This is a genomic window from Xanthobacter pollutisoli, assembly GCF_040044995.1.
GTDB lineage: Bacteria > Pseudomonadota > Alphaproteobacteria > Rhizobiales > Xanthobacteraceae > Xanthobacter.
Genome location: NZ_JBDZDP010000001.1, coordinates 641,801 through 654,389 on the forward strand (window position 1 = coordinate 641,801; position 12,589 = coordinate 654,389).

The window sequence follows — 12,589 nt, forward strand, 5'->3', positions numbered from 1 at the left end:
GTTGCTCACCCGATCACGGCCGCTTTCCTCACGGCCACTTTCCTCACGGCCACTTTCCTCACGGCCACTTGGGAGCGGCGAAGCGGAAGGTGTCTAGGCGATAGTCGGCGACGCGCATCCAGCTGTTGGATTCGTTCAGGAAGGACTTCCACGGCTCGTAGATCTTCTTGAACTCGGCATTGGTGCCGGCGATCTCGGCGAAGGTCTCCGTGGTGGCCTTGTAGACCGCGTCCATCACCGGCTGCGGGAAGGCGCGCAGCTCCACGCCGAGGCCCAGGAGGCGGCGCAGCGCCTCGGGATTCTTGGTGTCGTAATTGGCGAGCATCATCAGGTTCTGCTCGGTCGCCGCGGTCTCGAACGCCACCTTGTAGAGGGGCGGCAAAGCGTCGAAGGCTTCCTTGTTGGCAAGCGTGGTGATCTGGGCGCTGCCCTCCCACCAGCCGGGGGTGTAGTAGAACTTCGCCACCTTGTTGAAGCCCAGCTTCTCGTCGTCATAGGGGCCGATCCACTCGGCCGCGTCGATGGTGCCGCGCTCCAACGAGGGATAGATGTCGCCGGGGGAGATCTGCTGGGGCACCACGCCGAGCTTGCCGAGGATGCGGCCGCCGAGGCCGGCGATGCGCATCTTCAGGCCCTGGAGGTCTTCCAGGCCCTTGATCTCCTTGCGGTACCAGCCGCCCATCTGCACGCCGGTGTTGCCGCACGGGAAGGAGACCATGTTTTCCTTGCCGAACAGCTCCTGGATGAGGGCCTTGCCGCCGCCGTAATAGTACCAGGCGTTCTGCTGCCGCGCGTTCATGCCGAAGGCGATGCCGCCGTCGAAGGCATAGGCCGGGTTCTTGCCGGTGAAGAAGGCGGTGAGCGTGTGCGAGCACTCCACCGTCTTGTTCTTGGTGGCATCGAACACCTGGGTGGCGCCCACGATTTCGCCGCCGGCAAACGGCATCACCTCGAACTTGCCGTCGGTCAGTTCGCCGATGCGCTGGCACATGGCGGCGGCCGAGCCGTAGATGGTGTCGAGGCTCTTGGGCCAGCTGGTCGCCATGCGCCACTTCACCGAGGGCAGGCCCTGGGCGAGCGCCGGCGCAGCGACGACGGAGGCCGCGGTCCCTGCGGCCATCTGGGTCAGGAAAGTACGACGCTTCATCTTCATTCCCCTCTTCGGTCCCGACTGGACGGCCCGCTGTGCGGTGCCGGAAAAAGCTCTTGGTTCACGCCGGCGCGCACGGCGCCGGTCACAGGCCCGCGCCTGGCTTCGGCAGATCGTTTTTGGGCAGATCGTTTCTGGGCAGATCGTCGAGTCCCGGCATGCCCGGCAGGTCGGAGAGGCCGCCCGGCCCGTCGAGGCTGTCGAGCTGGCGCTGGGCGGCGGCGGGGTCCGCCGTCACGGCGGCGGACTTGTAGTGCATGACGAGGCCGGGGAAGGCGATGATGATGCCCACCATCACCAATTGCACCACCACGAAGGGGATGGCGCCCCAATAGATCTGCGCCGAGGTGACGGGCTCCATCCGCCGGCCGGTGAGCTTGTCGAGATAGGGCACCTTCGGCGCCACCGAGCGCAGATAGAACAGCGCGAAGCCGAAGGGCGGGTGCATGAAGGAGGTCTGCATGTTCACGCCCAGCATCACCCCGAGCCAGATCAGATCGATGCCGAGCTTCTCCGCCGCCGGGCCGAGCAGCGGCACGATGATGAAGGCGAGCTCGAAGAAATCGAGAAAGAAGGCGAGGATGAAGATCAGCGCGTTGATGAACAGCAGGAAGCCCACCTGGCCGCCCGGCAGGCTGGTGAGCAGGTGCTCCACCCACAGATGCCCGTTGATGCCGTAGAAGGTGAGCGAGAACACCCGCGCGCCCACCACGATGAAGATGGCGAAGGCCGAGAGCTTCGCCGTGGTTTGCGTCGCCTGGGTCAGGATGGCGAGGGAGAAGCGGCCCGGATTGTTCTCCAGCCGCCGCTTGATGGCCGCGAGCACCATGGCGCCGATGGCGCCCATGGCGCCGCCCTCGGTGGGCGTTGCGACGCCGAGGAAGATGGTGCCGAGCACGAGGAAGATCAGGAGGAGCGGCGGCACCATCACGAAGGTGACCTGCTGCGCCATGCGCGAGACCAGCCGCACCCCGGTGAAGCGCTCCACCCCGCCGGCGATGAACGCATAGAGCGCGCCCGCCGCGACGATGTCGGCGGCAAGGCCAAGGGCCTGGTGGCCAGTATTGCTCAGCATCCCGTAGGCCAGCGCGAAGCCGGCGGCCAGCACCGCGGAGAGCACCAGGCGGCGCGCGCCGAGGAAGCGGTTGAGCAGGGCGCTCACCAGCGCCACCACCACGGCGATGCAGATGGCGAGGATGACGTAGTCCGCTCCGCCCTTGATGCCCGTGTCGCGCATCACCAGCATGGCGACGCCGGTGGAGAAGGCGAGCAGGACGGCGAGCTGCCACACGCCGCGCGCGCCGGACGGCTCGCAATAGTTCAGCGCCTCGCGCGGCAGTCCGGGGGCGGACTTCGGCGCCACCAGCGTGACCAGGAACACCAGCCCCATGTAGAGGCCGGAGAGGAGCAGGCCCGGCAGGAAGGCGCCCTCGTACATGTCGCCCACGGAGCGGCCGAGCTGATCGGCCATCACGATGAGCACCAGCGAGGGCGGGATGATCTGCGCCAGCGTGCCGGAGGCGGCGATCACGCCCGAGGCGAGGCGCCGGTCGTAGCCGTAGCGCAGCATGATGGGCAGCGAGATGAGCCCCATGGAGATCACCGAGGCCGCCACCACGCCCGTCGTGGCCGCCAGCAGCGCGCCGACGAAGATCACGGCATAGGCGAGGCCCCCGCGCACGGTGCCGAACAGCTGGCCGATGGTCTCCAGCAGGTCCTCCGCCATGCCGGATCGTTCGAGGATCAGCCCCATGAAGGTGAAGAAGGGGATGGCGAGCAGCACCTCGTTGGCCATGGTGCCAAACACCCGCTCCGGCAGCGCCTGGAGCAGCGGCCAGGACAAAGTGATGGTGTCCGGCGCGTAAGGCGAGAGCTCCACCGCGATGAAGAAGAACAGGAGGCCGTTGGCGGCGAGGGCGAAAGCCACGGGATAGCCCAGCAGCATGAACACGACGAGGGTCGCGAACATGATGGGCGCGAGATTCTGGGCGACGAACGCGATCATCGGTAGAGGCCTTGGCCGGTGCAGGCGGACGGGCGGAAGAGGCGAAGGCTCATGGCCGCATGCCCCCTTCGGAGACGCGCGGGTCCACCTTCGCGAGCTCATGCAGGATGCGCTCGGCCTCCGCCTCGTGCAGGTCGCCGCCCGCCGTGTCGTCGAGGTCGCCGCGCATGATGGCGATACGCTTGATGAGCTCGCTCACGCCCTGCAGGAGCAGCAGCACGAAGCCGATGAGGATCAGCGCCTTGGCCGGCCACAGGATGAGGCCGCCGGCATTGGTGGACATCTCGCCCGAGCTGAGCGAGCCGAGCACGAACGGCACCGACAGCCACACCATGAGGCAACAGAACACCATGAGGAAGAGGACGATGCAGGCCACCTCGATGAGGTTCACCGCGCGCCGGCTCAGGCGGGACGCCACGATGTCGATGCGGATGTGCTCATTGAGCTGGAGGGTCCACGGCGCGCACAGCATGAAGACGGCGCCGAACAGATACCATTGCAGCTCCAGCCAGGCGTTGGAGGAGATGCCGAAGGTCTTGCGCACCACCGCATTGCCGGCGGAGACGAGAATGGCGACAAAAATCGCCCAGCAGGCGATGCGGCCGACGAGGGCGTTCAGCGCATCGATGGAACGGGCAATGGCAAGCGGCGTCTTCATGCCTTTACTCCCGGGGCAGGGGGATGCGAGCACGGCGAATGTGCAAATGTAAAAATAACTATTCTAAACTAGGCGGCGTCTGCCTGAAGCTTGGGATGTGTGGAAGAAAAGCAGTCAAGGTCCATGCAATTCTCATAGATCCTGAGCGCCAGCGGGTAATCGGTAAGATCACAGTCGAACCGCAGGGCGTTGAACACCTGGGGCACCAGGCAGATGTCCGCCATGCCGGGGGCATCGCCGAACACGAAGCGCCCGCTCAGCCCGCGGGCGCGCAGCGTCGCCTCGATGCTGCGGAAGCCCTCGGCGATCCAGTGGGCGTACCACGCGGCGCGCTCGGCCTCGGTGCGGCCGAGGCGGGCGTCGAGATATTTGAGCACCCGCACGTTGTTCAGCGGGTGGATGTCGCAGCACACGATCTGGCTGACGCCGCGCACATAGGCGCGGGCGGCGGCGCCCTGCGGCAGCAGCGGCGGGGCGGGATGGGTCTCCTCCAGATATTCCATGATGGCGAGCGACTGGGTCAGCACCGTCTGGCCGTCCACCAGGGCTGGCACGAGGCCTTCCGGGTTGAGCCGCACGAAGTCGTCCGCCTTGTGCTCCATCTTCGGCAGGCTCACGGCCCGCGGCAGCGCGGCGAGGCCCTTGAAGGCCAGCGCGATGCGCACCCGGTAGGAGGCGGACGACCTGAAGAAGCCGTAGAGTTCCATCAGCGCACTCTGGAGGATGTTGTTTTTTTGTCTTCGCGACGTTCGTTGCCGTCGCGATGTCGCTTGCGGCCCGCGGTGCGCCGAGCGCCCGCTGGCAACGGGCGCGCCGCCCTCCGGGGCGGACCCGCCGTGTCGGTGCGGGTGGCGCCCCCGCGCGCCACCCGCAAGGGGACCGGTGACGCGTGTCAGCCGGCCGCCTTGGCCAGGATCTCGTCGGGGGTGCTCGAAACCACCTTGGCATAGCGCGGCACGAAGCTGCCGCCGACGATATGCCGGATGAAGGAGGGCTTGATCTCCTCCGCCAGGATCTTGCGGATCTTGGCGTGCTCCTCGATGTCCTTCCACTCGGCGATCAAGTAGAACCGGAGCGGATTTTCCTCGTCCCGCAGGAGGACGCCGTCCTTCACCTGCGCCCATGACTTGTGCATGGGGTTTCCGTCCGAATAATCGAACGCCTCGAACTCCTTGATGAACTCCTCCTCCACGCCGGGGTGGATGGTGAAGTCATAGATGTGCAGGAAGTTGCCCTTTGTGGCGAGCGGCTCCTGAGCCATGCTTTTCTCCCTCGTGCGCCATCGGCGGAGCCGCCAGCGGCGGACTCCATTAATAGGAGTACACTGATTAATTCGGCCGTCAATGCGCCACATCAGAATTCGACTAAATGCCGACCATGTGGGCTCAATGCTGCATTATTGCGCAGCAAACTGCCTTCCCGCTGTTCGGTTCAGCCGGAAAAAGCAATGCATACTGACTAATTCCGCAGGCGCCCTTCCCGCCCCGCCCAACGCGAGACGCACCGCCGGCGCGGCCGCGGCCGTCAGCGCCTCACTGCGACAGCGAGGCGGAGATTTTCTGGGCGGCATCGAGCAGCGCGGGCAGGAAGCGCGTCTTCATGGTCTCGAGCGTGGTGCGGCCGGCGTGGGTGCTGACATTGAGCGCCGCCAGCACTTCCGAGCGGCGGTTGCGGACCGGCACGGCGATGGACCTCACCCCCATCTCCAGTTCCTGGTCCACCAGCGTCCAGCCCTGCCGGCGCGAGGCGTCGATGGCGTCCTTCAGCGCCACCATGTTGGCCACCGTGTTCTCGGTGCGCCGCTCCAGCTTCACCCGGTCGTAGAACACCGCCAGCTCGGCGGGCGGCAGGCCGGCCAGCAGCGTCCGCCCCATGGAGGTGCAGAAGGCCGGCAGGCGGCTGCCGATGCTGAGGCCGATGGTCATCACCCGCTCTGTGGGCACGCGCGCCACATAGACGATGTCGAGCCCGTCGAGCACCGCGAGCGAGCAGGATTCCTGCAGGCCGTTCACCAGCTCGCGCATCACCGGCTGGGCCAGTTCCCACATGGGCAAGGAGGAGAGATAGGCGAAGCCGAGGTCGAGCACCTTGGGGCGCAGGGAGAAATACTTCCCGTCGGTCTCGGCATAGCCCTCGCGCACCAGCGTGAGCAGGAAGCGCCGCGCAGCCGCGCGGGTCAGGCCGGCGTGCTGGGCCACCTCGCTCAGGGTCATGCGCGGCTTGTACTGGCTGAAGGTGCGGATCACCTCCAGCCCACGCACCAGCGACTGGACATAGTCCTTGTCCTCGGCTGCGTCCTTCATGCGCCGGCTCCCGCCGCGTTGTCGCCATGCGCCCGCGCCGCGGTGCGGGCGGCGGCGCGGGCCTCCATGAGGCGGGCGTCGCGCCAGGCGACCCGCGCGTCCCACTGGTCGAGAGGCAGCGCCGCGCGCCGCGCCGCCGTGGCGCGCGCGACGAGTTCCTCCCCCCAGACGTCCGGCTGGCCGCGCTCGGCGCCCATCTCGCGATAGCGCGTGCCCATGCGCGCGGCGTGCTCGGCGATGCCGCCGCGATAATTGAGGTCCGCCGTCTCGAACGGACCGATGATGGACCAGCGCAGGCCGAGGCCCGAGGTCATCACGGCGTCGATGTCGGCCACGTCGGCGATGCCCTGCTCCAGCAGCCAGTAGGCCTCGCGCAGCACCGCGCCCTGCAGGCGGTTGTAGATGAAGCCGTTGACCTCGCGCTTGAGCAGCACCGGCGCCTGACCGACGGCAGCCATCAGCGCCCGCGTGCGCGCCACCGCCTCCGGCACGGTGAAGGGGGCGGGCACGATCTCCACCACCGGCAGCAGATGGGGCGGGTTGGCGGGATGGGCGACGAGGCAGCGCCCGCGCCCGGGCAGGTCCGAGGCGAAATCCGAAGCCGGCAGGGAGGAGGTGGAACTGGCGAGCACCGCATCGGGCCGGGCGAGTTCGTCGAGGGCGCGGAACAGGTCGAGCTTGAGGTCGAGCCGCTCCGGCACGTTCTCCTGCACGTGCACCGCCCCCTCCACCGCGGCGGCGAGGTCGCCCGCCACGTTCACCCGGGCGAGGATGGCCTCCGGCGCTTCGTCGAGCAGGCCGTAGTCCTTAAGGGCCGAGAGGCGCGCGGCGACGCCGTCCCGCACCTGCGCGCGCACCTCGGCCGAGGCATCGAACACACGGACCTGCCGTCCGGCGCGGGCGAACACCACGGCCCATCCGAGCCCCATGCTGCCCCCGCCCACCAGCGCCACCTGCCCCGTCCCGTCGTCCGCCATGGGCCACCTTTGTGCGATTATCAGATCACTTGTTCGTATTACGCACATTCCAGTGGCCACGGCGCTTTGTCAATCGGGGCTCGGATTGCCGCGCGCATCAGGTGTGAACTGAACATCCCCAAGGTTTTCTCGCTTGAATGCTTTGCAGCATTGCAGGTGCAGCATGAATTCGCCTTGACCTGCGCCGGACGCAAACTGTAACCATAGCCCGCATAAAAGTTCGCAATGCGAACACGCCAATCGAGCCCCATGGTGCCCCATGAGCGAAGCCTTCATCTGTGATGCCGTCCGCACGCCCATCGGCCGCTATGCCGGTGCCCTCTCCGCGGTACGGCCGGACGATCTGGCGGCGCACGTCATTCGCCAGCTGGTGGATCGCCAGGGCGGGCTCGACGCCTCCCGCGTGGAGGACGTGATCTTCGGCTGCGCCAACCAGGCGGGGGAGGACAACCGCAACGTCGCCCGCATGGGCGCCCTGCTCTCTGGCCTGCCCATCGAGGTGCCGGGCTCCACGGTCAACCGCCTGTGCGGCTCGGGCATGGATGCGGTGGGCACTGCCGCCCGCGCCATCAAGGCCGGCGAAGCCGACCTCCTCATCGCCGGCGGCGTGGAAAGCATGAGCCGCGCGCCCTTCGTCATGGGCAAGGCAGACAGCGCCTTCTCGCGCACCGCGAAGATCGAGGACACCACCATCGGCTGGCGCTTCGTCAACCCGCGCATGAAGGCCATGCACGGCACCGATTCCATGCCCGAGACGGCAGAGAACGTGGCCGAGGACTTCCAGATCTCCCGCGCCCGCCAGGATGCCTTCGCGCTGGAGAGCCAGCGCCGCGCCGCCGCCGCATGGGACGCCGGCCATTTCGCCGCCGAGATCGTCCCGGTGCCGGTGCCGCAGCGCAAGGGCGACCCCAAGCTGTTCGAGCGCGACGAGCACATGCGCCCGGAGACCAGCGCCGCGGACCTCGCCCGCCTGAAGGGCGTGGTGAAGCCCGAAGGCACCGTCACCGCCGGCAACGCCTCGGGCGTGAACGATGGCGCTGCCGCCCTTCTCCTCGCCTCGGAGGCGGCGGTGGCCCGCCACGGCCTGACGCCCCGCGCCCGCGTGCTCGGCATGGCCACCGCCGGCGTGGCGCCGCGCATCATGGGCATGGGGCCGGCGCCGGCCACCCGCAAGGTGCTGGAGAAGGTGGGCCTCAAGCTCTCCGAGATGGACGTGATCGAGCTCAACGAGGCGTTCGCCGCCCAGGCCTGCGCCGTGCTCGCCGATCTCGGCCTGCCGGACGATGCGGCCCATGTGAACCCAAACGGCGGCGCCATCGCCCTCGGCCATCCCCTCGGCATGTCCGGGGCCCGCCTCGTGGGCGCGGCGCTGCACCACCTCACCCGCACCGGCGGCCGCTACGGCCTCGCCACCATGTGCATCGGCGTCGGCCAGGGCATCGCCCTCGTCATCGAGCGCGTCTGACGCCGCCTATTTCGCATCAGGAGGATCCATGACGACGAAAGCCACCACACTGACGGCACTTTGCGCCGCCCTCCTCGCCGGCGCCGTGCTCGCGACCCCGGCGCGCGCGCAGTATGCCGGCGACAGCGTCAAGATCGGCGTGCTCACCGACATGTCGGGCGCCTATTCCGATCTCGCCGGCCAGGGCTCGGTCGAGGCGGCGAAGATGGCCATCGAGGACTTCGGCAAGCCCATCAACGGCAAGCCGGTGACCCTGCTCTCCGCCGACCACCAGAACAAGGCGGACATCGCCTCCTCCACCGCCCGCCGCTGGTACGACACCGAGGACGTGGACGCCATCTTTGACATCAACGGCTCGGTGGCCGCCCTCGCGGTGCGCCAGGTGGCCAATGAGAAGGGCAAGGTGGACATCAATTCCGGCGCCGCCTCCATGGCGCTCACCAACAAGTCCTGCTCGCCCACCGGCCTGCACTGGACCTACGACGTCTATTCGCTCGCCGCCGGCACCGGCAACGCCCTGGTGAACGAGGGCTTCAAGACCTGGTACTTCATCACCGCCGACTACACCTTCGGCCACGACCTGGAGAACCAGGTGGCCAAGATCGTGAAGCAGAAGGGCGGCACGGTGAAGGGTTCCGTCGCCCATCCCTTCGGCTCGTCGGACGTGTCGTCCTACCTGCTCCAGGCGCAGGCCTCCGGCGCCAAGATCATCGCCATGGCCAACGCCGGCGCCGACACCATCAACACCATCAAGCAGGCGCGCGAGTTCGGCATCACCCAGGGCGGCCAGACGCTCGCGGCGCTGCTGCTGTTCCTCACCGACATCAAGTCGGTGGGCCTCGAGGCCTCGCAGGGCATGGTGCTGACCACCGGCTTCTACTGGGACTATGACGACAAGACCCGCGCCTTCTCCAAGCGCTTCGCCGAGCGCATGGGCGGCAAGATGCCCACCATGGTCCACGCCGGCGTCTATTCCTCGGTGCTGCACTATCTCAAGGCCGCCGAGGCCGCCGGCACCGACGAGGGCGCCAAGGTGATCGCCAAGATGCGCGCAACGCCCATCGACGACATGTTCGCCCGCAACGGCAAGATCCGCCAGGACGGCCGCATGGTGCACGACATGTTCCTCGCCAAGGTGAAGGCGCCCAAGGACTCCAAGGGCCCGTGGGACTTCTACGAGATCGTCCGCACCATCCCCGGCGACGAAGCCTTCCAGCCGCTCAGCGAGAGCACCTGCCCGCTGGTGAAGTCCTGACCCCTGAGGCCGGGCGGCGCTGCGCCGCCCGGTCGCTCCATCCAAGGGACCGGTCATGCTGTTCCATGTCGAGATGACGGTGAAGATCCCCCACGATCTGCCCGCCGAGAAGGCCGACGCCATCAAGGCGGCCGAGAAGGCCTATGCGCAGGACCTGATGCGCCAGGGCAAGTGGGTGCACATCTGGCGGGTCGCCGGGCGCTACGCCAACGTCTCCATCTTCGACGTGGAGAGCGTCGACGAGCTGCACGCTTTGCTCTCCGCCCTCCCCCTCTTCCCCTTCATGGACATCGTGGTGACGCCTCTGGCGCGCCACCCTTCCGCCCTCTGACGGACCGGCCGCGATGATCGACAAGACGAAACCCGACACGGCGAGCTGCGTCGCCGATATCCCCGACGGCTCAACCATCCTGGTGGGCGGCTTCGGCGGCGCCGGCATGCCGCTCGATCTCATCGACGCGCTGATCGCCCGCGCGCCGAAGGAGCTCACCATCGTCTCCAACAATGCCGGCAACGGCACCAAGGGCCTCGCGGCGCTGCTCGCGGCCGGCCTTGTCCGCAAGGTGATCTGCTCCTTCCCGCGGCAGGCGGATTCCCACGTCTTCGACGGCCTCTACCGCGCCGGCAAGCTGGAGCTGGAACTGGTGCCGCAGGGCAATCTGGTGGAGCGCCTGCGCGCCGCCGGGGCCGGCATCGGCGCCTTCTTCACCCCCACGGGCTACGGCACGCCCATCGCCGACGGCAAGGAAACCCGCGTCATCGACGGGCGCGGCTACGTGCTGGAATATCCCATCAAGGGCGACTTCGCCCTCATCAAGGCGCAGCGCGGCGACCGCTGGGGCAACCTCGTCTATCGCAAGACCGCCCGTAATTTCGGGCCGGTGATGGCCACCGCCGCGAAGGTGACGGTGGCCCAGGTGGAGGATATCGTCCCCCTCGGCAGCCTCGACCCGGAGGGTATCGTGACCCCCGGCGCGTTCGTGGACCGGGTGGTGGCCGTCGGCGCCGGGAGGACCCAATGAGCGATGTGGCAAGCACCGTGGCAACCGACGTGAAGCTTTGGACCCGCGCCGAGATGGCGCAGCTCATCGCCAACGACATTCCCGAGGGGGCGGTGGTGAACATCGGCATCGGCATGCCCGAGCTGGTGGCCGACTGCCTGCCCTCCGACAAGGAGATCCTGCTCCAGTCCGAGAACGGCCTGCTGGGCATGGGGCCAAAGCCCGGCGCCAACGAGATCGACTGGGACCTCATCAATGCCGGCAAGCAGCCTGTGACGCTCCTGGAGGGCGGGGCGATCTTCGATCACACCCTTTCCTTCACCATGATGCGCGGCGGCCATCTCGACATCGCCATCCTCGGCGCCTTCCAGGTGGCGGAGAATGGCGACCTCGCCAACTGGGCCACCAACGACCCCAACGCCATCCCGGCGGTGGGCGGCGCCATGGACCTCGCGGTCGGCGCCTCACGCGTGTTCGTGATGATGGAGATGCTCACCAAGAAGGGCGAATCCAAGCTGGTCGAGCGCTGCACCTATCCCCTCACCGGCCTCGGCTGCGTCTCGCGCGTCTACAGCGACCATGCGGTGCTGGACGTGGTGGACGGCGGCTTCACCGCTGTGAAGCTTGCCCCCGGCCTCACGCTGGAGGCGCTGCGCCAGCTGACCGGCCTTCCCATCCGCGCCGCCTGAGATCCGCCATGCCCTACATGATCGAGACCTTCGACAAGCCCGGCACGCTGGATCTGCGCGCCAGGGTGCGCGACGAGCATCTCGCGTTCCTCGCCGAGAATGCAAAGCTGCTGCTCGCCTGCGGCGCCAAGCTGGACGACGACGGCAACGCCGCCGGCGGCGGGCTCTATGTGGTGGCGCTGGAGACGCGGGCCGAGGCCGAGGCCTTCATCGCCGCCGACCCCTTCCACAAGGCGGGCCTGTTCGAGCGCGTCGCCATCACCCGCTGGCGCAAGGCCTATTTGGACGGCGTGAGCTACCTGCCGCCCGCCCAGCCATGAGCGCCCGCACCCTCGTCACCGGCGGTTCCGGCGGCATCGGGCTCGCCATCGCCCGGCGGGAGATCGCCGCCGGCCGCGCGGTGGTCGTGCTCGACCGCGCGCCGCCGCCGGAGGACCTTGCCGCCCGCTTCATCGCCGTGGACATGATGGACGAGGCGGCCACCGCCGACGGCCTCGCCGCGGCGCTGGCGGACGGGCCGATCACCCGCCTCGTGAACAACGTGGGCATGGTGCGGCCCGCGACCCTCGACGACACCACCGGCGCCGATTTCGCCGCGGTGATGCGGCTCAACCTCGGCGCGGCCATCCAGGCCACGCAGGCGCTGTTGCCGGGCATGCGCGTGGCGCGCTTCGGCCGCATCGTCAACGTGTCGAGCCGCGCCGCCTACGGCAAGGAACTGCGCACCGCCTATGCCATCAAGGCCGGCCTGCTCGGCGCCACCCGCACCTGGGCGCTGGAACTGGGCCGCGACGGCATCACGGTGAATGCGGTCGCTCCAGGCCCCATCGCCACACCCCTCTTCACCGCCGCCAACCCGCCCGACGCCCCGCGCACCCGCGCCATCATCGAGAGCATCCCCGTCGCCCGCATGGGCCTGCCCGAGGACGTGGCTGCGGCCGTCGGCTTCTTCCTCTCGGACGATGCCGGCTTCATCACCGGCCAGACGCTGCCGGTCTGCGGCGGCATCACCGTGGGCAAGGGCAGCGTGTGAGGCGCGCGCGGGCGCACCGCGCGCCCGCTTCAGGCAGCATCTCGCCGTCACCG

Annotated in this window: 14 protein-coding genes; 7 read left to right on the forward strand and 7 right to left on the reverse strand. The window is 68.3% G+C overall.

Annotated elements, in window-relative coordinates; translation table 11 throughout:
- Positions 1–58: 58 nt before the first annotated feature.
- From ABLE93_RS03020 to ABLE93_RS03050, 7 genes are all read right to left on the reverse strand, one after another.
- Complete coding sequence (locus ABLE93_RS03020; RefSeq protein ID WP_348837824.1) at positions 59–1,147, reverse strand: TRAP transporter substrate-binding protein; 1,089 nt, start codon at positions 1,145–1,147, stop codon at positions 59–61.
- Positions 1,148–1,235: 88 nt separating this feature from the next.
- Entirely contained in the window at positions 1,236–3,155 is a 1,920-nt protein-coding gene (locus tag ABLE93_RS03025; protein ID WP_348837825.1) for a TRAP transporter large permease, read from the reverse strand.
- Between the two features lie 49 nt (positions 3,156–3,204).
- Positions 3,205–3,813: a TRAP transporter small permease subunit gene (locus ABLE93_RS03030; protein WP_348837826.1), complete on the reverse strand. Its 609-nt coding sequence runs from the start codon at positions 3,811–3,813 to the stop codon at positions 3,205–3,207.
- A 68-nt stretch (positions 3,814–3,881) separates the two neighbouring features.
- Positions 3,882–4,520 (reverse strand): maleylacetoacetate isomerase, encoded by a 639-nt coding sequence (maiA, locus tag ABLE93_RS03035; RefSeq protein ID WP_348837827.1) that lies wholly within the window; start codon positions 4,518–4,520, stop codon positions 3,882–3,884.
- Positions 4,521–4,705: 185 nt separating this feature from the next.
- Positions 4,706–5,074: a hypothetical protein gene (locus ABLE93_RS03040; RefSeq protein WP_348837829.1), complete on the reverse strand. Its 369-nt coding sequence runs from the start codon at positions 5,072–5,074 to the stop codon at positions 4,706–4,708.
- Positions 5,075–5,345: 271 nt separating this feature from the next.
- A complete protein-coding gene (locus tag ABLE93_RS03045; protein ID WP_348837831.1) occupies positions 5,346–6,116 on the reverse strand; it encodes an IclR family transcriptional regulator in 771 nt (256 codons plus the stop codon).
- Positions 6,113–7,093: a 3-hydroxyacyl-CoA dehydrogenase gene (locus ABLE93_RS03050; RefSeq protein ID WP_348837832.1), complete on the reverse strand. Its 981-nt coding sequence runs from the start codon at positions 7,091–7,093 to the stop codon at positions 6,113–6,115. The genes ABLE93_RS03045 and ABLE93_RS03050 overlap by 4 nt, the downstream gene beginning before the upstream one ends.
- 259 nt (positions 7,094–7,352) lie before the next feature.
- Here ABLE93_RS03050 and pcaF point away from each other — a divergent pair, with 259 nt between their 5' ends.
- Genes pcaF through ABLE93_RS03085 form a run of 7 tightly spaced genes read left to right on the forward strand, consistent with a single transcriptional unit; the run spans position 7,353 to position 12,536 of the window.
- On the forward strand, positions 7,353–8,558 hold the full coding sequence (gene pcaF, locus ABLE93_RS03055) for a 3-oxoadipyl-CoA thiolase (RefSeq protein ID WP_348837833.1): 1,206 nt from the start codon (positions 7,353–7,355) through the stop codon (positions 8,556–8,558).
- 28 nt (positions 8,559–8,586) lie between these two features.
- Complete coding sequence (locus tag ABLE93_RS03060) at positions 8,587–9,813, forward strand: ABC transporter substrate-binding protein (RefSeq protein ID WP_348837834.1); 1,227 nt, start codon at positions 8,587–8,589, stop codon at positions 9,811–9,813.
- 55 nt (positions 9,814–9,868) lie between these two features.
- Positions 9,869–10,144 (forward strand): muconolactone Delta-isomerase, encoded by a 276-nt coding sequence (catC, locus tag ABLE93_RS03065; protein ID WP_348837835.1) that lies wholly within the window; start codon positions 9,869–9,871, stop codon positions 10,142–10,144.
- A gap of 16 nt (positions 10,145–10,160) precedes the next feature.
- A complete protein-coding gene (locus tag ABLE93_RS03070; RefSeq protein WP_510182971.1) occupies positions 10,161–10,835 on the forward strand; it encodes a 3-oxoacid CoA-transferase subunit A in 675 nt (224 codons plus the stop codon).
- Positions 10,832–11,503 (forward strand): 3-oxoacid CoA-transferase subunit B, encoded by a 672-nt coding sequence (locus ABLE93_RS03075; protein WP_348837837.1) that lies wholly within the window; start codon positions 10,832–10,834, stop codon positions 11,501–11,503. Before ABLE93_RS03070 ends, ABLE93_RS03075 begins: the two co-directional genes overlap by 4 nt.
- Before the next feature lie 8 nt (positions 11,504–11,511).
- Positions 11,512–11,823, forward strand: a complete 312-nt coding sequence (locus ABLE93_RS03080; RefSeq protein WP_348837838.1) for a YciI family protein — start codon at positions 11,512–11,514, stop codon at positions 11,821–11,823.
- Positions 11,820–12,536, forward strand: a complete 717-nt coding sequence (locus ABLE93_RS03085) for an SDR family oxidoreductase (protein ID WP_348837839.1) — start codon at positions 11,820–11,822, stop codon at positions 12,534–12,536. The genes ABLE93_RS03080 and ABLE93_RS03085 overlap by 4 nt, the downstream gene beginning before the upstream one ends.
- The last annotated feature ends 53 nt before the right edge of the window (positions 12,537–12,589 follow it).